The organism is Luteibacter sp. SG786 (genome assembly GCF_011759605.1).
In the GTDB taxonomy this organism is placed as follows: domain Bacteria; phylum Pseudomonadota; class Gammaproteobacteria; order Xanthomonadales; family Rhodanobacteraceae; genus Luteibacter.
Genome location: NZ_JAAOYX010000001.1, coordinates 245,298 through 268,696, shown reverse-complemented (window position 1 = coordinate 268,696; position 23,399 = coordinate 245,298). Strand labels below are relative to the sequence as shown.

General features: G+C 67.5%; 25 protein-coding genes and 1 riboswitch. Of the genes, 6 read left to right on the top strand and 19 right to left on the bottom strand.

The window, feature by feature from the left end; translation table 11 throughout:
• Positions 1-35: 35 nt before the first annotated feature.
• Entirely contained in the window at positions 36-1,319 is a 1,284-nt protein-coding gene (gene phaZ, locus FHS47_RS01140; RefSeq protein WP_167021994.1) for a polyhydroxyalkanoate depolymerase, read from the top strand.
• A 118-nt stretch (positions 1,320-1,437) separates the two neighbouring features.
• On the opposite strand, the gene FHS47_RS01135 is transcribed toward phaZ, so the two are convergent.
• On the bottom strand, positions 1,438-2,541 hold the full coding sequence (locus FHS47_RS01135) for an SLC13 family permease (protein WP_167021993.1): 1,104 nt from the start codon (positions 2,539-2,541) through the stop codon (positions 1,438-1,440).
• Positions 2,542-2,603: 62 nt separating this feature from the next.
• Positions 2,604-3,380: a DUF4097 family beta strand repeat-containing protein gene (locus FHS47_RS01130; protein WP_167021991.1), complete on the bottom strand. Its 777-nt coding sequence runs from the start codon at positions 3,378-3,380 to the stop codon at positions 2,604-2,606.
• A gap of 166 nt (positions 3,381-3,546) precedes the next feature.
• On the opposite strand from FHS47_RS01130, the gene FHS47_RS01125 reads away from it, so the two are divergent.
• Entirely contained in the window at positions 3,547-4,053 is a 507-nt protein-coding gene (locus FHS47_RS01125; RefSeq protein ID WP_167021989.1) for a hypothetical protein, read from the top strand.
• A gap of 236 nt (positions 4,054-4,289) precedes the next feature.
• Here FHS47_RS01125 and mazG read toward each other — a convergent pair whose 3' ends face one another.
• The 5 genes from mazG to gspN are packed head-to-tail and all read right to left on the bottom strand — an operon-like array spanning position 4,290 to position 8,008.
• Positions 4,290-5,081 (bottom strand): nucleoside triphosphate pyrophosphohydrolase, encoded by a 792-nt coding sequence (gene mazG / locus FHS47_RS01120; RefSeq protein ID WP_167021987.1) that lies wholly within the window; start codon positions 5,079-5,081, stop codon positions 4,290-4,292.
• Positions 5,078-5,890 carry a 3'(2'),5'-bisphosphate nucleotidase CysQ gene (gene cysQ, locus FHS47_RS01115; protein ID WP_167021985.1) on the bottom strand — a complete coding sequence of 271 codons (813 nt, stop codon included), beginning with the start codon at positions 5,888-5,890 and terminating at the stop codon, positions 5,078-5,080. The genes mazG and cysQ overlap by 4 nt, the downstream gene beginning before the upstream one ends.
• A 2-nt stretch (positions 5,891-5,892) precedes the next feature.
• Positions 5,893-6,450 (bottom strand): ADP compounds hydrolase NudE, encoded by a 558-nt coding sequence (gene nudE / locus FHS47_RS01110; RefSeq protein ID WP_167021983.1) that lies wholly within the window; start codon positions 6,448-6,450, stop codon positions 5,893-5,895.
• Complete coding sequence (locus FHS47_RS01105) at positions 6,447-7,238, bottom strand: inositol monophosphatase family protein (RefSeq protein ID WP_167021981.1); 792 nt, start codon at positions 7,236-7,238, stop codon at positions 6,447-6,449. The genes nudE and FHS47_RS01105 overlap by 4 nt, the downstream gene beginning before the upstream one ends.
• Entirely contained in the window at positions 7,235-8,008 is a 774-nt protein-coding gene (gene gspN, locus FHS47_RS01100) for a type II secretion system protein N (protein WP_167021979.1), read from the bottom strand. Before gspN ends, FHS47_RS01105 begins: the two co-directional genes overlap by 4 nt.
• Positions 8,009-8,045: 37 nt before the next feature.
• On the opposite strand from gspN, the gene FHS47_RS01095 reads away from it, so the two are divergent.
• Entirely contained in the window at positions 8,046-9,416 is a 1,371-nt protein-coding gene (locus FHS47_RS01095; RefSeq protein WP_167021978.1) for an adenosylmethionine--8-amino-7-oxononanoate transaminase, read from the top strand.
• On the opposite strand, the gene FHS47_RS01090 is transcribed toward FHS47_RS01095, so the two are convergent.
• Positions 9,413-10,045: a DsbA family protein gene (locus tag FHS47_RS01090; RefSeq protein WP_167021977.1), complete on the bottom strand. Its 633-nt coding sequence runs from the start codon at positions 10,043-10,045 to the stop codon at positions 9,413-9,415. The genes FHS47_RS01095 and FHS47_RS01090 overlap by 4 nt on opposite strands.
• Positions 10,046-10,131: 86 nt before the next feature.
• Between FHS47_RS01090 and FHS47_RS01085 the strand changes: the two genes are divergently transcribed.
• Positions 10,132-10,866: a 16S rRNA (uracil(1498)-N(3))-methyltransferase gene (locus FHS47_RS01085; RefSeq protein WP_167021975.1), complete on the top strand. Its 735-nt coding sequence runs from the start codon at positions 10,132-10,134 to the stop codon at positions 10,864-10,866.
• 25 nt (positions 10,867-10,891) lie between these two features.
• Here FHS47_RS01085 and FHS47_RS01080 read toward each other — a convergent pair whose 3' ends face one another.
• The 11 genes from FHS47_RS01080 to glyA all read right to left on the bottom strand — a co-directional run bounded on the left by FHS47_RS01080 (position 10,892) and on the right by glyA (position 20,290).
• Positions 10,892-11,398, bottom strand: a complete 507-nt coding sequence (locus tag FHS47_RS01080; protein WP_167021973.1) for a phosphatidylglycerophosphatase A — start codon at positions 11,396-11,398, stop codon at positions 10,892-10,894.
• A complete protein-coding gene (gene thiL / locus FHS47_RS01075; RefSeq protein ID WP_167021971.1) occupies positions 11,395-12,348 on the bottom strand; it encodes a thiamine-phosphate kinase in 954 nt (317 codons plus the stop codon). The genes FHS47_RS01080 and thiL overlap by 4 nt, the downstream gene beginning before the upstream one ends.
• A gap of 39 nt (positions 12,349-12,387) precedes the next feature.
• A complete protein-coding gene (gene nusB / locus FHS47_RS01070) occupies positions 12,388-12,834 on the bottom strand; it encodes a transcription antitermination factor NusB (RefSeq protein WP_167021969.1) in 447 nt (148 codons plus the stop codon).
• A complete protein-coding gene (ribE, locus tag FHS47_RS01065) occupies positions 12,831-13,298 on the bottom strand; it encodes a 6,7-dimethyl-8-ribityllumazine synthase (RefSeq protein ID WP_167021967.1) in 468 nt (155 codons plus the stop codon). Before ribE ends, nusB begins: the two co-directional genes overlap by 4 nt.
• A gap of 45 nt (positions 13,299-13,343) precedes the next feature.
• Entirely contained in the window at positions 13,344-14,309 is a 966-nt protein-coding gene (gene ldcA / locus FHS47_RS01060; protein WP_208381721.1) for a muramoyltetrapeptide carboxypeptidase, read from the bottom strand.
• A 7-nt stretch (positions 14,310-14,316) separates the two neighbouring features.
• The gene (gene ribBA / locus FHS47_RS01055) at positions 14,317-15,408 is read right to left on the bottom strand and encodes a bifunctional 3,4-dihydroxy-2-butanone-4-phosphate synthase/GTP cyclohydrolase II (protein WP_167021965.1); all 1,092 of its coding nucleotides are present in this window, start codon (positions 15,406-15,408) and stop codon (positions 14,317-14,319) included.
• A gap of 14 nt (positions 15,409-15,422) precedes the next feature.
• The gene (locus FHS47_RS01050) at positions 15,423-16,064 is read right to left on the bottom strand and encodes a riboflavin synthase (protein ID WP_167021963.1); all 642 of its coding nucleotides are present in this window, start codon (positions 16,062-16,064) and stop codon (positions 15,423-15,425) included.
• Between the two features lie 122 nt (positions 16,065-16,186).
• Positions 16,187-16,336: riboswitch (FMN riboswitch) on the bottom strand.
• Between the two features lie 75 nt (positions 16,337-16,411).
• Positions 16,412-17,395 (bottom strand): Gfo/Idh/MocA family oxidoreductase, encoded by a 984-nt coding sequence (locus tag FHS47_RS01045; protein WP_167021961.1) that lies wholly within the window; start codon positions 17,393-17,395, stop codon positions 16,412-16,414.
• Positions 17,392-18,504, bottom strand: coding sequence for a bifunctional diaminohydroxyphosphoribosylaminopyrimidine deaminase/5-amino-6-(5-phosphoribosylamino)uracil reductase RibD (gene ribD, locus FHS47_RS01040; RefSeq protein WP_247741264.1), 1,113 nt, complete (start codon positions 18,502-18,504; stop codon positions 17,392-17,394). Before ribD ends, FHS47_RS01045 begins: the two co-directional genes overlap by 4 nt.
• Entirely contained in the window at positions 18,504-19,019 is a 516-nt protein-coding gene (gene nrdR / locus FHS47_RS01035; protein WP_167021959.1) for a transcriptional regulator NrdR, read from the bottom strand. Before nrdR ends, ribD begins: the two co-directional genes overlap by 1 nt.
• 14 nt (positions 19,020-19,033) lie before the next feature.
• Positions 19,034-20,290 (bottom strand): serine hydroxymethyltransferase, encoded by a 1,257-nt coding sequence (gene glyA, locus FHS47_RS01030; protein WP_167021957.1) that lies wholly within the window; start codon positions 20,288-20,290, stop codon positions 19,034-19,036.
• A 265-nt stretch (positions 20,291-20,555) separates the two neighbouring features.
• On the opposite strand from glyA, the gene FHS47_RS01025 reads away from it, so the two are divergent.
• Positions 20,556-21,548 (top strand): hypothetical protein, encoded by a 993-nt coding sequence (locus tag FHS47_RS01025; RefSeq protein WP_167021955.1) that lies wholly within the window; start codon positions 20,556-20,558, stop codon positions 21,546-21,548.
• A 132-nt stretch (positions 21,549-21,680) separates the two neighbouring features.
• Positions 21,681-23,339, top strand: a complete 1,659-nt coding sequence (ettA, locus tag FHS47_RS01020; RefSeq protein ID WP_167021953.1) for an energy-dependent translational throttle protein EttA — start codon at positions 21,681-21,683, stop codon at positions 23,337-23,339.
• Positions 23,340-23,399 lie beyond the last annotated feature (60 nt).

Here is a 23,399-nt window from a genome sequence, read left to right as displayed (position 1 = left end):
TATGATGCGCCACCTTTTGGCCCGGACGCAGCGGCATGCTCTACCTCATGCACGAATGGCAACGCTCGATGCTCAGCCCGCTTTCGTATTGGGCCGAGGCGGGGGCGAAGATGTTCGGCGACATCGCCAGTCCGTTCGCCCGCATGCCCGGCGCCGACCGCGCGGCCGCGGGTTGCGAACTGATGTACCGCCTGGGCAAGGCCTACGAGAAACCCGAGTTCGACATCCATAGCGTGCACGCCCATGGGCACGACGTGGCGATCGTCGAGCAGGTGTCCATGGCCAAGCCGTTCTGCACGCTGAAGCGCTTCAAGCGCTTCTCCGACGACCAGGCCACCGTGGACCGCATGAAGCACGATCCCGCTGTGCTCGTGGTCGCGCCCCTGTCCGGGCATCATTCCACCCTGCTCCGCGATACCGTGCGCACCCTGCTGCGCGACCACAAGGTGTACATCACCGACTGGGTTGATGCGCGCATGATCCCGCTGGAGGAAGGCACCTTCTCGCTGGCGGATTACGTGTCCTACATCGAGGAATTCATCCGCCACGTCGGCGTGCACCGCGCGCACGTGGTGTCCGTGTGCCAGCCCACCGTGCCGGTGCTGGCGGCGGTATCGCTCATGGCGGCGCGCGGCGAAGCCACGCCCGCCACGCTCACGCTGATGGGCGGGCCGATCGACACCCGGAAAAGCCCGACCAGCGTGGACAACCTCGCCACCACGCGGCCACTGTCGTGGTTCCGCAACCAGCTGATCCACAAGGTGCCCTACCAGTACCCCGGCGCCGGTCGAGACGTGTATCCGGGCTTCCTGCAGCACGCGGGGTTCATCGCCATGAACCCCAGCCGCCATGTCATGTCGCACTGGGACTTCTATGAGAACCTGCGCAAGGGCGACCTCGATGACGCCGAGGCGCACCGCAAGTTCTACGACGAATACAACGCGGTGCTCGACATGCCCGCGGAGTACTACCTCGACACCATCGAAACGGTGTTCCAGGAACATCGCCTGCCCAAGGGCACCTGGGAAGTGCACGGCGAACTCGTGCGCCCGGCGAAGATCAAGTCCACGGCCCTGCTCACCATCGAAGGCGAACTGGACGACATCTCCGGCGCCGGCCAGACCGAAGCCGCGCATGGCCTGTGCACGGGCATCGCAAAGAAACGCCGCAAGCACATCACGGTGGAGGGCGCCGGCCACTACGGCATCTTCAGCGGCCGCCGCTGGCGCGACACCGTCTATCCCGAGGTACGCGACTTCATCAAGGCGTTCGACAAGGGCAACAGCAACACGGGCGCCACCGGTAACCGCAAGGCTTAGCGCGTCCTGTGGGAGCCGGCTATGCCGGCGATCCCGCGGCAGCGGGCCATATTGCCGCGCCCTTATCGCCGCTGAAGCGGCTCCCACAATGCTGCCGCCATGCCTGGAGCACCGTCGTTCAGAGCAGCAGCCAGCCGATCAGGCCAACCGCCACAAAGAACGGCACCGACCACAGGTGGAACGTGCCCCACGCCTTGCGCTCGCCCAACAGCCGCAGCGCGATGAGGTTGGCGAGCGAGCCCAGCACGAAGCCGAACCCGCCCACGTTCACGCCATAGGCGATGGTGCGCCAGTCGTGTGAATACTCCGCAAGGAGGATCGCCGCAGGCACGTTGCTCACCGCCTGCGACGCGAGCGCGCCGGTGGCGTACAGGTGCGACGGCTCGTTCAGGCCCAACCCGGCGATGAACGTCTTCACCATGCCCGTGCCGGCGAGCAGCCGCAGGTCCACGAACATCAGCACGAAGGTGAGCAGCAGCCCCCAATCGATGCTCGCCACCACGCGGCGACGGAGCACGAGGAACACCGCGGCCACGCCGACGAGACCCCACGCCGCATGGCCCAGGTCGGCAGCGAAGATGAACGGAATATAGAGCACCGCGGCGGCGACGAGCATCGTGCGGTCGACGTGCTCTTCGGCCTGCTCGTGCACTTCCAGCGGGTCGGCGGGAAAGGCAAGTGCGGCAAGCACCAACAGCAACGCCAGTGCGGCACCCGACAGCGGCAGCATGGCCCACACGAAGCCGCCGAAACCGTTGTTCCACTGCTGCCAGAGGAACAGGTTCTGCGGGTTGCCGATCGGCGTGAGCATCGACCCGGCGTTCACCGCCAGCGCCTCGAACACCACGATGCGCGTCGCCGGCATGCGCGCGATGCGACACATGCGCAAGGTCAGCGGCACCACCACGAACAACGCCACATCGTTGGTGAGCAGCATCGAAAGCACGGCCGCCGCGGCCACGAGGCCGATTGCGGCCACGCGGCGCGTGGAGGTGCGATCGATGAGCCAGCGCCCCGCGACATCGAGCGCGCCGCTGGACTCCACGGCCTTGGTGAGCAGGAGCAACCCCGCAAGCGCGGCGATGGTGGGCCAGTCGACCAGGCCAGGCCACTGCGGCAGACGGGACGGGTTGGCGACCGCGAAGGCGATCGCCACCACGAGCAGCACGAGGAAAAGAATGTCGCGGCGCAGCTGGCGCAGCGAGTCGGGCAACCACGTCATCAGGGAAATCCCGCAGGCGAAGGCGGGATCATACCGGTACGGGCTGCCCTGTTGGCGCGGTATCAATCCTTGTCGTGCGGGATGTCCACCTTGCCCGTGACGCCGCGGTGATCGATATCGCCACTACCGATCGAGCGTACGGTCAGGTCGCCGTGAACGTCGCTGACGTCGAGGTCGCCGGACCCGATGGTGCCCACCTGTACGTTGCCCTGGGTGCCTTCGATCTTGGCGTCGCCCGAGCCGATGGTACCGATGCGGACATTGGCAGCGCGCTTCGCGCCGAAGTCGCCGGAACCGATGGAGTCGATGTCCACCTCACCCGTGTCCTCGAGCTTCAGGTCGCCGGACCCGACCGTGCCGCGCACCTTGCCCTTGATGTCGTGGGCTTCCAGGTCGCCCGAGCCGACCTGGGCGTCGAGCGAGGCGAGGTTGCGTGCCTTGGCATCGCCGGAGCCTACGCTCAGCTTCACCGGAATGTCCGAGGGAATGTTCGCCTCCACCTTCAGGTCGGCGTAACGGTTGCCCCACCCGCCGAAGAAGCCATGCGAACGGGCGTCCTTCAGTTCCACGAGGATGGTGTCGCCCACGCGCGTCTGGGTGACCACGAGGTTGTCCAGGGTTTCCTGGTCGGAAGCACACGCCTTGCCGCGCACCGTGCCCTTGCCGGCGGAAGCGCCTCCGGAAACGAGCAGGTCGTACGAATTCGTGATGAAGCGAATGTCGCGCACGCCCTTGAAGTCGAGGTCGAGGTTGCGGTCCGCGTGGAACTTGCATTGGGCGTCGTCGGCCATGGCCACGGCGGGCAGCAGGAGCAGCGAGGCGAGGATCAGTTTGCGCATGGGATGTCCCTTCGTGTGTCAGCTGTAGACCGGCCATGGATGCGCGCCGGCGGCAAAAGGTTGCAGCGGCGCCTTCACGCGAAACTGAGCGCACGGCAACGGGTCCGTCAACCGCGGCGAAGGCAGCACGTTTTTCCCCCTGCAACACCCAACCGGAGCCTACCCTATGCAACGCAAGACCCTCCTCGCCAGTGCCGCCTCCCTCCTCCTTGCCGGCTCGGCCGCCTTCGCGTTCGCGCAGGATGCCGCACCCAAAGCCCCCTCCGCCCCGGCCCAGTCGGCTCAGGCCCCGGACCACCAGGGCATGAAGTGGAACCGCGGCGAACGCGGCGAGCATGGCGGCTGGGGCCACCATGGCCGTGACGGCATGCACAAGGATGCCGGCGTGATCGGCGATCTGCGCGCCCTGGAGCGCCTCTACGTGATGAGCGGCCGCGCGAAGGAACTGCCGGCGCTGTACAACGACGTGCTGGCCAAGTCGCAGAACCCGATGGTGCGCGACTATGCGTATCGCCACCTCGCACGTGCGCAGATGCAGCCGCAGAACGTGGACGCCGCCATCGCCACCATGCGCAAGAGCCTCGACGAGAGCCTGGCGCAGGACCAGAAGCGCCACCAGGAAATGGAAGCCTTCAAGCAGCGCATGCAGCAGCGCGCGGCGACGAAGAACTGAGCACCGAAGCGGGGCCGCAAGGCCCCGCTTTTTTTAGCTGTGAACTGCCTGTGTTTTATGTGGGAGCCGGCTTTGCCGGCGATCCCGCGGCAGCGGGCAGGCTTGTCGCAAGCATCCATCGCCGCTGAAGCGGCTCCCACACAAAGCTCGCATGCTTGCGGGGGAACCTCTTTGCTTGGGAGGGCTTCTGAAAAAGACAGTTGTTCCCACATCAAGCGGTTGTGCGCTTGGGACGTTCAGGAGCCCTCGCGCTTCACGCGTGTCCACAACGCTTCCTGTTCTTCCAGCGGATACGACGACAGGTCGCGTCCTTCGCTGGCCGCTATCGCTTCCATCGCGCGGAAGCGCCGCTCGAATTTCGCGTTCGCGCCGCGCAGCGCGCGCGACACGTCTACCTTCGCATGCCGCGCCAGGTTGGCGGCAACGAACAGCACGTCGCCGATCTCGTCGGCTAGGCGTTCCTCGTCGGCACCGTGTTCGAACTCGTGTCGCACTTCCTCGAGCTCTTCGGCCAGCTTGTCCAGCACCGGCCGGTGGTCGGGCCAGTCGAACCCGACGTTTGCGGCGCGCTTCTGCAGCTTCACCGCCCGCTGCCATTCGGGCAGCCCCCGCGAGATACCCGCGAGCGCGCTGTCGTCGGCCGAGCCTTTCGCAGCGCGTTCGTCCGCCTTCAGGCGGTCCCAGTCGCGCGATCGTTCCGCATCGTTCGCGTGCGTGGCATCCGCGAACACATGCGGATGCCGGCGCAGCATCTTGTCGCAGATGGAGGCCACCACATCGCCGAATGCGAAGTGCCCGTCTTCTTCGGCCATGCGCGCATGGAACACCACCTGCAGGAGCAGATCGCCCAGCTCGTCGCGAAGGTCGTGCATGTCCCCGCGATCGATGGCGTCGGCGACCTCGTAGGCTTCCTCGATCGTATAGGGCGCGATGGTGGTGAAGTTCTGCCTCACATCCCAAGGGCATCCGTTTTCCGGATCGCGGAGCCGAGCCATGATGGCGATCAGCTCCTCCACGTGCCGCGTCATGAATTTTCCTCGGGATCGATGAGCCGCGCGGCCCAGTCGATGCCGGGGTCGCCGCAGGCGATGAATTCGGGATTGATCAGCGAATCGCGCGTGTTGTAACGGAACGGGCGGCCGGCAAGATCGAGCACGGCGCCACCGGCCTCTTCCAGTACGCACTGCGCCGCTGCCGTATCCCACTCCGACGTGGCGCCGAGGCGAAGGTAGATATCGGCGTCGCCACGCGCTATGACGCAGAACTTGAGCGACGAGCCGAGGGCGAACGTCTCGTGCTCGCCCAGCCGGTCGAGCAATGTCATGCTGCGCCCCGTGCCGTGGGAGCGGCTGCCCGTGACCCTCAGGAGTCCGTTGGCCCGGCGGGTGGAAAGACGCTCCCGTGCGGCCTCCGGCGCCCGTTGGCGCCACGCGCCCGAGCCGGAGGTGGCGGCGTAAAGGTCGCCGGTGACCGGGGCCAGCACCACGCCGAGTACGCTGCGGTGATCCTCCACGAGCGAGATGTTCACCGTGAACTCGCCGTTGCGCTTCACGAATTCGCGCGTGCCGTCCAGCGGGTCGACCAGCCAGTAGCGGCGCCACGTGCGCCGTTCGGACCACGGTGCCGCCGCGGCTTCCTCCGAGAGGATGGGAATGCCTGGCGCAAGCGCGTGCAGGCCTTCCTGGATCACGCGTTCGGCCGCGAGGTCCGCTGCGGTGACCGGGGAGTCGTCGTCCTTGCAGACCACCTCGAAATCCCGCGCGTAGATCGCCAGGATGGCGTCGGCCGCGCGCCGCGCGATGGCGCAGACGGGGTCGAGCCAGTGCACGGGCGACATCGTCACGCCGGCTGGTAACGGCCGGCGAGGTACTCGCGGGCCATGAAGAGCGCCGCGATCGAACGCCCCTCGGTGACGTCGTCGCGGGCCAGCAGTTCGTGCAGCTTGTCCATGCGCCAGGGCACCACTTCCAGTTCCTCGGGTTCGTCGCCCTGGAGGCGTTCCGGATAGAGGTCCTCGGCCAGCACCACGTGCGCAAGATGGGTCATGTACGACGGCGAAAGCGACAGCGTGCCGAGGATCTTCAACTTGCGGGCGCCGTACCCCACCTCTTCCTTCAGCTCGCGGTTCGCGCCCTGCTCCGTGGTTTCGTCGCGGTCGAGGCGGCCCTTGGGCACGCCCAGCTCATAGCGATCGACGCCCACACCGTATTCCCGCACGAGCAGCACGGTGTCCGGATCGCGCATGGCCACGATGAGCACGGCACCGAAGCCGCTGCCCTTCAGGCGCTGGTAGGTGCGCCGTTCGCCGTTCGAGAATTCGAGGTCCACTTCCTCCGCGCGGCGGAGGGGGCTGTCGGGCGCATCGCGCGTCGCGAGGATCGTGGGACGTTTGTTCATCGCCCGATTGTAGCGCCAGGGGCCAGCCGGGCCAGCGCCTCCGCGTGAATGGCGGGGGTTCCGGCCAGCACGCTGCGCAAATCCAGACCGGGTTCCCGGCCGTCCAGATCGGTGAACACGCCGCCCGCCTCGCGCACGATGACCGCGAGCGCGGCCACGTCCAGGATGTTCACGTCCGACTCGACCACGAGGTCGATGCCGCCCCGCGCCAGCAGGTGGTAATGGCAGAAGTCGCCGTAGCCGCGAATGCGGTTGCTGTCGCGGATCATGCCGCCCAGCGCATCCCAGCGCCCATCCATCGTCAGGCTTTTCACATTGCCCGTGGAGATGGACGCCTCGCGCATCGCCGTGGTGGCCGCGATGCGCACGGGTTCGCCGTCGAGGAACGCGCCACGGCCGCGGACCGCCCACATCCTTTCGCCGTACACGGGCGCGGACGAAACGCCGAGCACGAGTTCGCCGCGGTGCATGAGGGCGATCTGCGTGGAGAAGAACGGCGTGCGCCGCACGAAGCTCTTGGTGCCGTCCAGCGGGTCCACCAGCCAGAGGTATTCGCGCGACGTGTCGTCGGCGCCGTATTCCTCGCCATAGATGCCCGCTGCCGGCAGCGCCTGCGCGAGGATGCCGCGAATCGCCAGCTCCGCTTCGCGGTCCGCCACGGTCACCGGTGTGTCGTCGCCTTTCACGATCACGTCCACACCCGCGCGCCAGTAATGCAGGATGATCTCCGCCGCCGCGCCCGCGGCGTCGCGCGCGGCGCCCAGCGCCTTGTCGAGGATGTCGGTCATGGGCCTGTCCGGGGCGCGAGCCCCACCTTTCGTTGCAGGTTGACGGAACCGTCGCGGCCGACGGGGCCGAAACGTGCGATGAGGTGCGACACGGCGCTGTCGGAAAGGCGAGGCGCTAGCGCTCCGTCGATACGCCAGCCGAGTGGCGAGGCGGCGAGCACCGCGTTCGCCGCGAGGGAACCCTCGCCGTCGTCGCGCAAGGTGGCGCGCAGCACGCCACCCGTGCTGGCGGCGTCCAGGGCGAGGCCGCCGAGCGAAATGTAGCCCTCGGGCGTGCGCAATGCGGCCTTCTTCCAGACGATGGCCGCGTCCAGCGTCATCGGCCAGTTGCCTTGCAGTTCCGCGTGCGGGATGCGCCCCTCCACGGTGCCCGACGGCACGAGGTCGTCGGCGGACCCCATGCCGGCGAGGGCCGCGGCGTCGAGGCGGAACGACACGCCCGTCAGGGTCATGCGGTCGGCCTCGCTCTTGTCCATGTGGCCGTCGAAACGCCCGGCACGGCCTTCGAGGTGCATGTCCAGGTCGGTCCGGCCAAGGATCGCCTGCCGGCCCAACCGCCACGTGGCGGTGCCGAGATCGCGGCCGTCGGCCAGCAACACACGGTCGGCGCGGCCGTTCCACAGCGTTCCGGACAGCCCCTCGAAGCCCAGCCCATGCGTACGTCGGGCCAGCAGCGGCACCGCCACGGACGCGGGAAGGAACCAGTAGAACAGGCCGCCGGCGGCGGCCAGCAAGGCCACGGCCAGGACGATCCAGCGGAACCACTTCAAACCATCACCTCGTTCCTGGGGGGATTATCATGGGCGGATGACCGATGCCCTTTTTGCCTCGACGGCAGTCGACACGCTGGTCGCCCGCGACCTCTCCGTCCTCTGGCACCCGTGCACGCAGATGCACGACCACGAGACCTTGCCCATGGTACCCGTCGTCCGCGGCGAAGGGGCATGGCTGGTGGGGGCCGACGGCAGGCGCTACCTCGACGCCGTCAGCTCCTGGTGGACCAACCTCTTCGGCCATGCGGAACCCCGTATCGGGGCGGCCCTGAAAGACCAGCTCGACACGCTCGAACACGTCATATTCGCCGGGTTCACCCATGCCCCGGCCCTCGAACTGGCGGAAGAACTGGTCCGCATCACGCCACCCGGCCTCGAGCGGGTGTTCCTCGCCGACAACGGGTCCGCGGCCATCGAGGTGGCGCTGAAGATGAGCTTCCACTACTGGCTCAACCGGGGCCATGGTGAGAAAACCCGCTTCATCGCCCTCACCGGCAGCTACCACGGCGAGACGCTGGGCGCGCTCTCGGTCAGCGACGTGGCGCTCTATCGCAAGACCTATGCGCCCCTGCTGCTCACGCCCGAGCTCGCGCCGTCCCCCGACACCTACGAGGGCGAGCCCGGCGAATCGCCGCAGGATCTTGCGGCGCGCCGCCTCGTCGAGATGCGCACCATCCTCGAGCGGCACGCGCACGAAACCTGCGCCGTGATCGTCGAGCCGCTGGTGCAGTGCGCCGGGGGCATGCGCATGTACCACCCCTCGTACCTCACGGGCCTGCGCGCACTGTGCGACGAGTTCGACGTACACCTCATCGCCGATGAGATCGCCGTGGGCTTCGGCCGCACCGGCACGTTGTTCGCCTGCGAGCAGGCAGGCATCGCGCCGGACTTCATGTGTCTGTCCAAGGGACTGACCGGCGGCTTCCTTCCGCTTTCGGCCGTGCTCACCACGCAGGACGTCTATGCCGCGTTCTACGCCGAATACGCCTCCGGCAAGGCGTTCCTGCACTCGCACAGCTATACCGGCAATCCGCTCGCCTGCCGCGCAGCCACCGCGACGCTGAAGATCTTCCGCGACGACCCCGTGCTCGAGCGCAACCGCGCGCTGTCGGCCCACATGGCAGCACGGATCGCGCCGCTCGTGGACCATCCGCATGTCGCCGACGTGCGCCAGACAGGAATGATCGCCGCCATCGAACTGGTGGCCGACAAGTCCAGCCGCGCGCCCTTCCCCGCCGCCGACCGCCGCGGCCTGCGGGTCTATCGACATGGGCTCGAACATGGCGCGCTGCTGCGGCCGCTGGGCAACATCGTGTATTTCATGCCGCCCTACGTGGTGACGGAGACGGAGATCGACTTCATGGTCGACACCGCGATCGCCGGTATCGAAAAGGCCGTGGCCTAGGATCGGAAACGCGATATGCCCACGGGCAGATCGCCCAGCCGGGCCATCTCGCCTTCCGCGAACAGGCCGGGATCGGCCAGGTAGTCCATGGCGAATGCGTGCGCGTCGGCGCCCCAGAACAGTTCGTCGCCGATCGCGAGGGTCGGCACGCCGAACACCTGCTGGCGCATCGCTTGTTCGAAATTGGCCTGCAGCCCGGCCTTCACCGCCGGCGTGCTCAGCGCGGAGCGGACGTCGGAAATGCCGAGCGCGGCGGCCAGCGGCTCCAGCGCCTCCGGCGTGTCGGCGGCGCGACCATGCGCCCAGATCCATTCGAAGATCGCGCCCACGGCTTCCACCGTGGTGCCCGCCGCCACGCAGAGACGCAGCGCGGGCAATGGATTGAACGGATGCGCGGCGGGAAAGCGCAGCGGTATGCCCTGCTTGCGTGCGCGCCACAGCGCATAGCGATACGAGAATTCCCTCTTCCGCGGGATCTCGGCCGGCCCACGGTGATTCATCTCCGTCAGCAACGCCCCGAAGAGGATGGGTCGCAGCGAGACATCACGCTGCGTGGCCAGTTCGCGGACCGCGGGCCATTGCAACCACGAGAACATCGAAACGAAATCGAAGTACCAGACGATCGGCATGCACGGGGCTCCTGCGCTCGGTCCGACGACGATAGCGTTCCCTGCCCCCGGCTACAATGCGACTTTAAGTGACACGAGGCACATCCATGCGCACCATCCGCATCCACGTCGACACTCCCCTCGCCAGCGGCAGCGACATCGTGCTGCCGGCCCAGGCGAGCGAACACGTGGCGCGCGTGTTGCGGCTCGACGTCGGGGCCCCCGTGGTGCTGTTTTCCGGCGACGACGGACTGGAATACGACGCCACGCTGATCGGCGTGGGCAAGCGGGAGGTCGTGGCCTCGGTGGGTGCGGGCCGCGCGCCGGGCAATGAGTCGCCGCTGTCGCTCACCCTCGCCCAGGGCGTGGCGCGTGGGGAAAAGATGGACCTGATCGTGCAGAAGGCCACCGAACTGGGCATCGCACGCATCGTGCCGATCACCACGGAGCGGTCCGAGGTAAAGCTCGACGCCGCGCGTGCGGAGAAGCGCCTGGCGCATTGGCGCGCGGTGGCTGCAAGCGCGTGCGAGCAATCCGGGCGTGCACTCGTGCCACGCATCGACCCGGCCGTGCCGCTTACCACGTGGCTGGCGTCGCTGGGCGAAAGCGGTCCGATGCGCCTCGCGCTGTTGCCCGAAGGTACGAAGCGCCCAGGCGAACTCGCGCTCCGCGACGCCGCCATCCTTGCCATCGGCCCCGAAGGCGGCTTCGGCGAACGCGACCGCGCGGCGTTGGCGGCTTCCGGGTTTACCGGGTTGAAGCTCGGGCCGCGCATTTTGCGTACCGAAACGGCGGGGCTCGCTGCGATCGCGGCGTTGCAGGCGTTGTACGGCGACGTGTGAGTGGGCCGGCTGGGCGTAACGGAGCCTATGCAGCGAGTGCGATACGGAGAACCAGAAAAAGTGCGACGGCGGCGAAGAGACCGGCGATCACATCGTCGAGCATCACGCCAAGACCGCCTTTCACGCGACGGTCGAACCAGCCGATCGGCCATGGCTTCCAGACGTCGAACAGGCGGAACAGAAGGAAACCTAGGACGACAGCCCACCACGGGGCGACCAGCGCCGGCAGCAAGGCGATCCACTGGCCCACGAACTCGTCCCATACGATGCTGCGGTGGTCGGCAACGCCGAGGATGCGGCCGGACACCTCGCAAGCCCACACGCCGATGGCGAAGGCCACGACGATGATGGCGAGCCATGCGAGCAGCGGCAGCTCGCGCAGCAACAACCAGGGCAACAGGGCCGCGAGCGACCCGAACGTGCCCTGTGCCTTCGGCGTCAGCCCGGACCCGAAACCGCATGCCAGCCAGCCCGCAGGCGAAGCAAGCAGGCGACGACGGTCCGCGGGATCGAGAACGTACTTCGTGCTCATGCGGCGAAATGGTTCCAGCCGGATCGTGCCGGCTCATGCACATGGCCATGCTCGTCGAGCACGCGCACGCCCGCGCCTTCGACGATACGGCCGATGCGGGTGGCACCGCAGCCGAGGCGCGACAGCGTGGCGCCAACCTCGCCCGCGCGGTCGGCAGGCACGGTGAAGCACAGCTCGTAGTCGTCGCCGCCGCCAAGCGCGAAGTCGAGCGTATCGGCCTCCGAGAAATGCGTAAGCAACGCGGACGAACGCGGCAACATGGCGGCCTCGATATCCGCACCCACGCCGCTCGCGGCACAGATGTGGCCAAGGTCGGCGACGAGGCCATCGGACACGTCGATGCAAGCGGTGGCCATGCCGCGTAGCGCCTGTCCGGCGGAAACGCGCGGAGTCGGCCGGTTGAGGCGTTCCACCAGCGCACCGTAAAGCGACGGGTCGGGCTCGGCCAGGCAGCGAAGGCCCGCCGCGGCATCGCCGAGCGTGCCCGTGACCATCACCACATCGCCCACCCTCGCACCGGAACGGAGCAGCGCTTCTCCCGGTGCGCAGAATCCGTGCACCGCCACGGTGACCGTGAGCGGGCCGCGCGTGGTGTCGCCACCGATCAACGCGAGACGGTACGGCGTGGCAAGCTCGGCGAAACCGCGCGCGAGCCCGTCGAAGAAGGTTTCGTCGCCATCGGGCGTGGTAAGCGCGAGCAGCGCCCACGCGGGGGTGGCGCCCATGGCGGCAAGATCGGAAAGATTGACCGCCAGCGCCTTCCAGCCGATGTCGGCGGGTGCGGTTCCTACCGGGAAATGCACGCCTTCCACCAGCGTGTCCACGGCGATGGCCAGCTCCCTGCCGGCCGGTACGGCGACGACGGCGGCATCGTCGCCGATACCTTCCACGACATCGTCGCGATTCACTTCGGTATGCCGGCGGATCCGTTCGATCAGATCGAATTCCATGCGTTTCCCTTCAACGGAGAGCCATGGGTGGCGCTGTCGTCAGGATCGCTTCTCGGCGGTACGCCAATGCGTCGCGAGTTTGTCGAGAACGCCATTCACATAGCTGTGCCCGTGATCGGCACCGAAGCGCTTCGTGGCTTCCACGGCTTCGTTGATCACCACGCGATAGGGAACGTCGGGACGGTATTTCAGTTCGTACGCGCCCATGCGCAGGGCCGCGCGTTCGATGGGGTCGATCTGTCCCACTTCGCGATCGACGAACGGCTTGATGCCGTCGTCGAGTTCCTTCACGTGCTGCTCTACGCCTCGCAGGATGTCCTCGAAATACTCGAGGTCGGCCACTTCCATGTCCTGCTCGTGGCGGAACTGGTCGATGACGCTGGCCATCTTGCTGCCGCCCACCTGCCATGCGTACAACGCCTGCAGGGCGCGGCGGCGAGCGCGCGAGCGCGCGGCCAGATCGATGCCGTGCGGAGGGGTGTTCATCGGTCGAGCTTCGCGTAGAGGTTGACCATCTCGATGGCGACCATGGCGGCATCGGCACCCTTGTTGCCGGCCTTGGTGCCCGCACGCTCGATAGCCTGCTCGATGCTGTCGGTGGTCAGCACGCCGAAGCACACCGGCACGCCGGACGCGTAGGCGGCCTGACCAAGGCCCTTGGCGGCTTCGCCGGCGACGTAGTCGAAGTGCGGCGTGGAGCCACGGATGACCGCACCCAGGCCGATGACGGCGGCATAGGCGCCGGAGCCCGCGACCTTGTGGGCAGCCTGCCCGATTTCCCATGCGCCAGGCACCCGGATGAGGTCGATCGCGTCGTCCGCGACGCCGTGGCGGCGCAGCGTGTCGCGGGCGCCCTCGACCAGCGGCTCGACGACGAACGCGTTGAAACGGCCCGCGACGATGGCGAAGCGGCCCTTGGGAGTGGCGAAATCGCCTTCGATGATCTTCATGCTCGGAAAGTCCTGTGGCGGTCGGCCGCCGCGCGGCCGGACATTTTACGGGGTTTTGGGCCGGGGGTGGCCGCTGAAACGAAGGGTGGCCTTGCCGCCGGCGACCGCGAGGCGGGCCGGCACGCCAAACGGCAGGGTGAACTTGGCCGGCCCATGTCCGAACGGCAGACCGCGGATCACCGGGATGCCGGCAGCCGCGGCGATACGGTCGAGTGCCGCGTCCAGGTCGTAACCGTTGTCGTAGGCCGCCGTGCGATAACCGGTGAAGTCGCCGACCAGGAGGGCCTGCTGGGTGCCCAGCACGCCGGCATGGAGCAGGTGGTAGAGCATGCGTTCGACGCGGTAGGGCGACTCGGCCACGTCCTCGACGAAAAGCAGCCCGCCTTCGATGCGGGGGAAATACGGCGATCCGACGAGGCTGGCGAGCATGGCCAGGTTGCCGCCCCAGAGCGGGCCGTCGAGAGCGACATCCGCCGCGGTGTCCGCTGCCCAGTCCGCTTCGCCTTCCTCATTGGCCATCGTGCGCCAGAAGTGATCCCAGGTCAGGGAGTCGAGTTCCTGCGCACCGAAGTCGGCACCGAGCATGGGGCCGCCGTACGTGACGATGCCCGCTTTCGCGAACAAGGCGCACTGCACGGCCGTGAAATCGCTGTGCCCGACGAGGGCCACCGTGCCATCGCGCAAACGCGTTCCCAGCCGCTCGTAGTCGAGCAACGGAAGGAGCGGATGCGCGCCGTATCCCCCACGCACGGCGAGCGCGATGCCAGGCAACGGACGCGCCGGGTCGGCCAGCCCGTTGATGTCGGCCGCGCGCTGCTCGTCGGTGCCGGCGAAGCGGAGCACGCGGCGGTCGAGGACCTCCTTGCCATCCACGCGATGTCCCGCCGCCTCCAGCCGCGCGATGCCGCGCTGCATGGCTTCGGGAGCGTGTGGGTATCCGGACGGGGCGATCAGGCGGATGTCGTAGCCGGTGGGCATGACGGTGTTCGGGGGAATGTCGTGTATGGGCATCGATCGACTAGCTCGCCTGTTCCACCACCTCGAGGCCGAAGCCTGCGATGCCGACAAATTTGCGCGGCGTGCCCATCACGCGCAACCGGGTGACGCCAAGATCGGCCAGGATCTGCGCGCCCAGTCCCAACTGGCGCCACTCCTGGTCGTCCTTGGGTGCCGGTACCGGGGCCGCGTCGCGCTTGAGCCGGGCCAACAGCGCTTCGGGCGTGTCGCCACCGGAGAGTGCCACGAAGACGCCCCTCCCCTCCGCATCGATGCGGCGCAAGGCGTCGGTCACGGTCTGTCCGAGGTCGTCGCGCCGCAGGTGCAGCACATCGGAAAGCGTATTGCGCACGTGCACGCGCGTCAGCACGGGCTCGCCGTTGGCGACGTCGCCGCGCACCAGCGCGAAATGCAACCCCTGCCGGATCGCGTCGCGGAAGGCCACCAGGCGAAAGCGTCCGAATTCGGTGTCGACGTCTTCCTCGTGCACGCGTTCGACGGTTTTTTCCGTCTCCAGGCGATAGCGGATCAGGTCGGCGATGGTGCCGATCTTCAGCCCGTGTTTCGCGGCGAAGGCTTCGAGTTCCGGCCGGCGTGCCATGGAGCCGTCGTCGTGCAGGATCTCGATGAGTACCGAAGCGGGCTCGAGGCCAGCCAGCGCGGCGAGGTCGCAGCCGGCCTCCGTATGTCCGGCGCGGGTAAGCACGCCGCCCGGCTGGGCCGTGAGCGGGAAGACGTGGCCTGGCATGGTGATGTCGACCGGCGCCGCGTTCTTCGCCACCGCAACCTGCACGGTGCGCGCGCGGTCGTGCGCGGAAATACCGGTGGTGACGCCTTCGGCTGCCTCGATGGACACCGTGAAATTGGTATGGAAAGGCGAATTGTTGTCGCTGACCATCGGCTTGAGGCCGAGTTGCCGCGTGCGCTGTTCCGTCAGCGTGAGGCAGAGCAGTCCGCGCGCTTCGCGAACCATGAAGTTCACATCTTCCGGGCGCACCTTCTCGGCGGCCATGACGATGTCGCCTTCGTTCTCGCGGTCCTCGTCGTCGAGGATCACGACCATCCGGCCGTTGCGCAGGTCCTCGAGGATCTCGGGGATCGTATTGAATGCCATGTTGCCTCGTCCTCTCAGGCGAAACCGTGCTGCTTCAGGAACGCCTCGTCGAGGCGCGGGGCGTCGCCGCTGGCGAGCAGGCGTTCGACGTAGCGGGCCACGACGTCCACCTCGATGTTCACGGCGTCGCCGGGGCGGCGTGCCGAGAACGCTGTGTGTTCCACCGTATGGGGGATAAGGTTCACGCCGAAACGATAGCCGTCCACCTCGTTCACCGTGAGGCTGGTGCCGTCGATGCAGACGGAGCCTTTGTGCGCGATGTACCGCGACAGGCCAGCGGGAACCTCGAAGGTCCAGCGAAGCGAGCGGCCGTCGGGCACGACGGAAACCACCTTGCCGGTGCCGTCGACGTGGCCGGAGACAAGGTGACCGCCCAGGCGGTCGGCAAGGCGAAGTGCCTTCTCCAGGTTCACCGGGTCGCCGGGCTTGTGCTTGCCGAGCGTGGTGTGGGAAAGCGTTTCATTGGAAACGTCGGCGGCGAAGCTGGCACTGTCGAACGCGATCACGGTGAGGCAGACACCGGACACCGCGATGCTGTCGCCGAGCGCCACGTCGGCCATGTCCAGGCCGGCGGTGTCGACGGTGAGGCGGACGTCGCCGCCACGCGGCTCGAGCCGCGCAATGCGGCCAACCGACTGGATGATGCCGGTGAACATGTCAGTGGCCTCCCTGGCCCGGTGCCGTCCGGAATGTGTGGTTCATGGTCGTTTCCCGCAATGGTGAGCGAAAAACGCCCCAAGGCATGGCATCGCCGCGCCCCATTGGGGGAGCGAACGAATGCCGTCTTCTTTCATCCGGACTGTGACCGTCGGCTCCGGCATCGGACCGGATCTGCTGACCTCCCGGCGTGGCCGGGAGCGCTCGCGGGCTCGTTTCCTCATGGAAACCTACCGCCGGTGGGGAGTTTCGCCCCGCCCTGAAGACGCTTTGGAAGGCCCGCTCCCAGGGGAGCAGGCCGACGCAGGATACCACGGGGCCCCAATGGCAGTTTGCAACGCGCCCCTTACGACGGCTTGAGCACCCGATCCATCACCCAGCTCGTGCGGGCGCCGGTGCGGGCCGTGGATGGACACGTACCCCTGCCCGTCAACTCGGCCACGATGGTGTCGATCAGGGGTTGCTGGATGTGTTCCGGGTTGGCGATGCGGATGCTCTCGCGGCGTTCGCCGGCTTCGAGCACGATCGGGCCGTCGCCGAAGGTAGCGAACACGAGGCGGCCGCGGTCGCCGACGATCTCCACGCGATCCTCGCGCCGGTCCGCGCCGAAGTTCCAGAGGCCCGTGCCGAGCACGCCGCTTTCGAAACGGAAGGCCATCGCCACGGTGTCCTCGGCCGGATAGGCACCCATCTGGTTCGCCGCCATGCCGCGCGCATCGGCGATGGGGCCGAGCAGGAAGTCCAGGATGTCGAGGGTGTGGCAGCCGATATCGACGAAGATGCCGCCACCGGACAACTCCGGACGCACGGTCCAGGGAAGGTTGGCGGGATCGCGATAGCGGTCCTCCAACGGATGGTGCAGCAGCACGTTCACGATACGCGGCGTACCGATGGCTCCCTCGGCAAGAAGCGTCGCGATCCGGCGGAAGCGCGGCAGCATGCGCCGGTAATACGCCACGAATACCGGCACATTCGCCGCCTCCCCCGCGGCGACGATGTCGCGGCATTCGTCGTGGTCGAGGGCCATGGGCTTCTCGACATAAACGGGCTTGCCGGCAGCGATGGCCATCAACGCGTACTCGCGGTGACTGGCGGGTGGCGTGGCGACGTAGACGGCATCGACGCCGGGGTCGGCAATCAGCGCGGCGGCATCGTCGTACCAGCGGGGTACGCCATGGCGTCGCGCGTAATCGCGGGCTTTCTCCCCATCGCGACGCATCACCGCCACGAGCGACGAATGCTCCACCTTCGCAAACGCGGGGCCACTCTTCACTTCGGTCACCGCGCCGCAGCCGACGATGCCCCAGCGAACATGGGCAAACGGTTTCACGGGGCGAACGGAAGCGGACGCAGTTGCAAACGGGTGTCGTCGCCGACCTGGCGGCGATCGACGGTGCGGAGTTTCCAGCGCGCGGCCATATCGTCCAGCGGCGGCAGGTGCAGCATGGGGCGCGCGCTGTCGCCCAGCAGCACCGGCGCGATGTACACCAGCAGTTCGTCGACCAGCCCGGCCGCGAGCAGGGCGCCACAGAGCACCGGCCCGGCTTCGACGTGCACTTCGTTCACGTCATGCAAGGCCAGCCAGTGCAGCACGGCGTGCAGGTCGATGCCGCCGCCGTCTTCGCGGCGGATGGCGGCACGGGTCGTGCTCTCCAGGTGGCCGGGAACCTGGGCATCGGGGGCATGGAAGAAGACGGTGGGTGCCGCGGCGTCGAGCACATGGGCGCCGGCGGGAGTGCGCAGCGCGGTGTCGACGATCGCACGCAGGGGCGGCACGAAGCGCTCGTGCTCCGGCAGGCGGACGGTGAGGCGCGGATCGTCGGCGAGGACCGTGCCGCTCGCCGACAGGATGGCCGACGCGCGTGCGCGCCAGCGCTGCACGTCGGCGCGCGCGGCGTCGCCCGTGATCCACTTCGATGAACCGTCTGCCAGCGCCGTACGGCCGTCGAGGCTCATGGCGAGCTTCGCCCGCACCCACGGCCGGCCGCGCTGGATCCGGCTGAAGAAGCCAACGTTGAGGTCGTGCGCGGCATCGCGCAGCAAACCCAGCTGCACGCCGATGCCGGCGGCGCGCAGCTTCTCGATGCCCGCGCCGGACACCTTGTCGAAAGGATCTTCGTGCGCGATGACGACACGCCCTACCCCGGCGGCGATCAACGCGTCGGCGCACGGCGGCGTGCGTCCGAAGTGGGCGCAGGGCTCCAGCGTGACATAGGCGGTTGCCCCACGTGCCGACTCGCCCGCCTCGCGCAGCGCGAACACTTCGGCATGCGGCTCACCGGCCCGCTGGTGCCAGCCCGTGCCGAGCACCGTCTCGCCGCGCGCGATGACGCAGCCCACGCGCGGATTCGGCTGCGTGGTGTAAAGGCCCTTCTCCGCAAGGCGCAGGGCGTGCGCCATGTGGACATGGTCGATGGCCGGGAAGAACGGTCGCGACATCAGGGCTTGCGGCCGCGCCTTGCCGCTTCGAGCAAGGGGAGTTGCAGGCCTTCCAGCGAGGGAAGGTCGCGCTCCAGCTTCTCGATTTCCTCGCGGAACGCGTGCACGTCCTCGAAGCGACGGTATACGGACGCGAAGCGCACGTAGGCCACCTGGTCGAGCTTCTTCAGTTCGCGCATCACCAGTTCGCCGACCTGGCGCGAGGGGACCTCGCGCTCGCCGCTGCGGCGCAGGTCGTTGATGACGGCGCGGACAGCCGTGTCCACGGCGTCGCTGGCCACAGGACGCTTCTGCAGCGCGCGCTCGAAGCTCACGCGCAGCTTGTGCTCGTCGAAAGGCTCGCGGCGGTCGCCGGACTTCACGATCGAAGGCAGCTTGAGCTCCGCCGTTTCGAAGGTGTTGAAACGCTCGCCGCACTGCGGGCATTCGCGACGGCGGCGCACCGTGCTCCCGTCCTCGGTGAGACGGGAGTCGATGACGCGCGTGTCTTCGTGCTGGCAGAACGGGCAATGCATCTAGATGCCGGCCCTCAACCGTAGACCGGGAACTTCGCGCACTGCACCGTGACCTTTTCGCGCACGGCCGCGATGACCGCTTCGTCGGCCGGCGCGTCCAACACGTCGCAGATCCATTGCGTGAGCTCCACCGTTTCCTTCTCCGTGTAGCCACGCGTGGTGATGGCGGGCGTGCCGACGCGCAGGCCGGACGTGACGAACGGCGAGCGCGGATCGTTCGGAACGGCGTTCTTGTTCACCGTGATGTGCGCCTTGCCGAGCGCAGCTTCCGCGTCCTTGCCGGTGACGTCGCGCCCGATCAGATCGATGAGCATGAGGTGGTTCTCGGTGCCGCCGGAAACGATCTTGTAGCCGCGCTCGATGAAGGTCTTCGCCATCGCCTTGGCGTTCTTCACCACCTGCTTCTGGTAGTCGGTGAATGCGGGCTCCAGGGCTTCCTTGAAGGCCACCGCCTTGGCGGCGATGACGTGCATCAGGGGGCCGCCCTGGATGCCGGGGAACACGATCGACTGGAGCTTCTTTTCCAGTTCCTCGCCCAGGCCCTTCGCGACGATGATGCCGCCGCGCGGACCGCGCAGGGTCTTGTGCGTGGTGGACGTGACGACATGGGCGTGATCGATGGGGTTCGGGTAGACACCCGCCGCGACGAGACCGGCGACGTGGGCCATGTCGACGAAGAGATAGGCACCGACCTTGTCGGCGATGGCGCGGAAGCGGGCCCAGTCCAGCACCTGCGAATAGGCCGAGAAACCGGCCACGATCATCTTCGGCTTGTGCTCCAGCGCCAGCTTCTCGATCTCGTCGTAGTTCACGAGGCCGGTGTCGGGATCGATGCCGTACTGCACGGCGTTGAAGATCTTGCCCGACAGGTTCACCTTCGCGCCGTGCGTGAGGTGGCCGCCGTGGGCCAGGCTCATGCCGAGAATGGTGTCGCCCGGCTGCAGCAGGGCGAAGTACACCGCCTGGTTCGCCTGCGATCCCGAATGCGGCTGCACGTTGGCATAGTCCGCGCCGAACAGCTGCTTCAGCCGCGAGATCGCCAGCCGCTCGGCCACGTCGACGAACTCGCAGCCGCCGTAGTAGCGCTTGCCGGGATAGCCTTCGGCGTACTTGTTCGTGAGCGAGGAGCCCTGGGCCTCCATGACGCGGGGGCTGGCGTAGTTCTCCGAGGCGATCAGCTCGACGTGATCTTCCTGGCGACGGGACTCGTCGGCGATGGCCTTGGCGAGTTCGTCGTCATAGCCGGCGATCGTTGCGTCCTTCGGAAACATCTCGACCTCGTTCGGGGGTGGTAAGAAGACGGAAAGTGTAGCGCCCAGCAGGGCTTGCGGCCACCGAGCCGCGGGCGCCACCTAGCCCACTCCCATGCGACCGCCGTCCGAGCTCGGCGGCTGGCACTCGCAAAAAGTCGCGGGCAACCCCGCTTACAGCCACTGCAGGAAAGCGCCTACGGGCGCCCCATCCGCCCTGGGCTAGGTTAATGGCGGGCGTCCCAGCCCCCCGCCCCCTCCCCGCAGCACTAGAAAGGACTCTCTCGTGAAAACCACTTCCCTGGCCGCACTTCTCGCCTGGTCGGCGGCCGCCTGCCTACCCGCACACGCGCTCGACCGGCAGGTCGAGGTCTTCGACGCCCACGCGAGCGCCGGCCTGCCCCGCGAATTCAGCCTGCCCGACCCCGCCGGCGGCACGAGGCAGGTGGTGCTCATCGGCAAGCTTCGCGCCGACATCGAGGTCGACGACGTGCCGGCGTCCGTCTACCTGGCACGGATCGACGGCCAGCCCGGCACCATCGCCCGCGTCGGAGACGAGCTCGACATCGCACTGGACGACGACGATACGCCGGGTCACGCGACGGACGGCCCCCTCGACCGTGTCATCGACGACGATTACCTCCCTCCCCTGTCCCAGGAAAAAACCTTCGGACTGGCGCGCTCCGCGCCTGACGCTGCGCCGGAGCCGGAGCCGGAGTCGGACGCCCTCGACATATGGATCTTCCTGCACGACACCTCCGGCGAGAACGACCGCGCCAAGTTCGTGAACTGGTATCTCACCTGGTGGGCGAAGGACATGGAGGACGCCGTGAATCCCGGGGTACCGGTGCGTCTGTCGGTCCATGACAAGGTGCCGGGCGTCACCGACATCGACTATCACACCGGGACGGACGTGGAGCGCATACAGGACTTCAGGGTGCGCGGAGCGGCATACGCGCGTTCGCGCGGAGCCCGCATCACGCCCCTCACGAAATTCGTGCTCTTCGTGAACGAACCGGCCAGGAACTGGGACTTCGGCACGCTCGGCGCCTCCGTCGAGCCCTATGGCGCCGCCATCGCCAGCACCCGCGGGCACCGGCACATCTTCGCCCACGAGGTGGGGCATCTCCTCGGGGCTCGCCACGAGGATGCCGAATTCCGCTTCCTTTGCCTCACCAACATGAAGGACAACATCTGGGGCCTGGGTTCCTGCAAGTACTACTCGAAAGCCAACGACGACAACATTCGACGCTACGTGCGCGCCCGCGCCCGCTCCTGAGCCTCCCCTCCGGGCGCCCTGGAGGCCGCCCGGAGGGCGGCGGGAGCGGGTGCCCGCCCCGTTAACCCGCTATAATTGGGGTTTGCCCCCGGCGCGTCCGCACGGGGCGCGGCATCGCCTGACGGAGCCTCCATGCAATACATCTACACCATGAACGGGGTGAGCAAGATCGTCCCCCCGAAGCGCCAGATCATCAAGGACATCTCGCTGTCGTTCTTTCCCGGCGCCAAGATCGGCCTGCTCGGCCTGAACGGCGCCGGCAAGTCGACGGTGCTGCGGATCATGGCCGGCGTCGACAAGGACTTCCAGGGCGAAGCCCGCCCGCAGCCCGGCATCAAGGTCGGCTACCTCGCGCAGGAGCCGGAGCTCGATCCGGAGAAGACCGTTCGCGAAGCCGTCGAGGAGGGCGTCTCGGAAGTGCTCGAGGCCCAGAAGAAGCTCGAAGAGGTCTACGCGGCCTACGCCGAGGAAGGCGCCGACTTCGACGCCCTTGCCAAGGAGCAGGAGCGCCTTGAAGGCATCCTGGCCGCCAACGACGCCCACGCCCTGGAGCGCCAGCTGGAAGTGGCCGCCGACGCCCTGCGCCTGCCGCCCTGGGACGCGAAGATCGGCCCGCTGTCCGGTGGCGAGAAGCGCCGCGTGGCGCTGTGCCGCCTGCTGCTGTCCAAGCCCGACATGCTCCTGCTCGATGAGCCCACCAACCATCTCGACGCCGAATCGGTCGACTGGCTGGAAACCTTCCTGCACGACTACCCCGGCACCGTGGTGGCCGTCACCCATGACCGCTACTTCCTCGACAACGCCGCCGAGTGGATTCTCGAACTCGACCGCGGCCGCGGCATTCCCTGGAAGGGCAACTACACCGAGTGGCTCGTGCAGAAGGACGAGCGCCTCAAGCAGGAAGCCCAGCAGGAGAAGTCGCGCCAGAAGGCCATCCAGAAGGAACTGGAATGGGTGCGCTCGGCCTCCAAGGGGCGCCAGTCGAAGGGTAAGGCCCGTCTCAACCGCTTCGAGGAACTGAACTCGGTCGAGTACCAGCGCCGCAACGAAACGAACGAGATCTTCATTCCGCCGGGCGAGCGCCTGGGCCAGGAAGTCATCGAGTTCAAGAACGTCACGAAGTCGTTCGGCGACCGCATGCTCATCGAAGACCTCTCGTTCAAGATTCCGCCGGGTGCGATCGTCGGCGTCATCGGCCCGAACGGCGCCGGCAAGTCCACGCTCATGAAGATGATCATGGGCAAGGAACAGCCGGACACCGGCGAGGTGAAGCTCGGCCATACGGTCAAGCTCGCCTACGTCGACCAGTCGCGCGACGCGCTGGATGCAAAAAACAACGTCTGGCAGGAGGTCTCCGGCGGTTCGGACATCCTCACCATCGGCAACTTCGAGATCCAGTCGCGCGCCTACATCGGCCGCTTCAACTTCAAGGGCACCGACCAGCAGAAGATCGTCGGCCAGCTCTCCGGCGGCGAACGCGGCCGCCTGCACATGGCAAAAACCCTGCTGCAGGGCGGCAACGTGCTCCTGCTCGACGAGCCGTCCAACGACCTCGACGTGGAAACGCTGCGCGCCCTCGAAGACGCCCTGCTGGAATTCCCCGGCTGCGCCGTGGTCATTTCGCATGACCGCTGGTTCCTCGACCGCATCGCCACGCACATCATCGCGTTCGAAGGCGACTCGCACGTCGAGTTCTTCCCCGGCAACTACAACGAGTACGAAGCCGACAAGAAGCGCCGCCTCGGCGACGACGCCGGCCCGAAGCGTGTGAAATACAAGAAGCTGGTCTGACAAGACCGCAGAGGCATGAAACACCCCCCTGTGGGAGCCGCTTCAGCGTCGAAGGGTGCT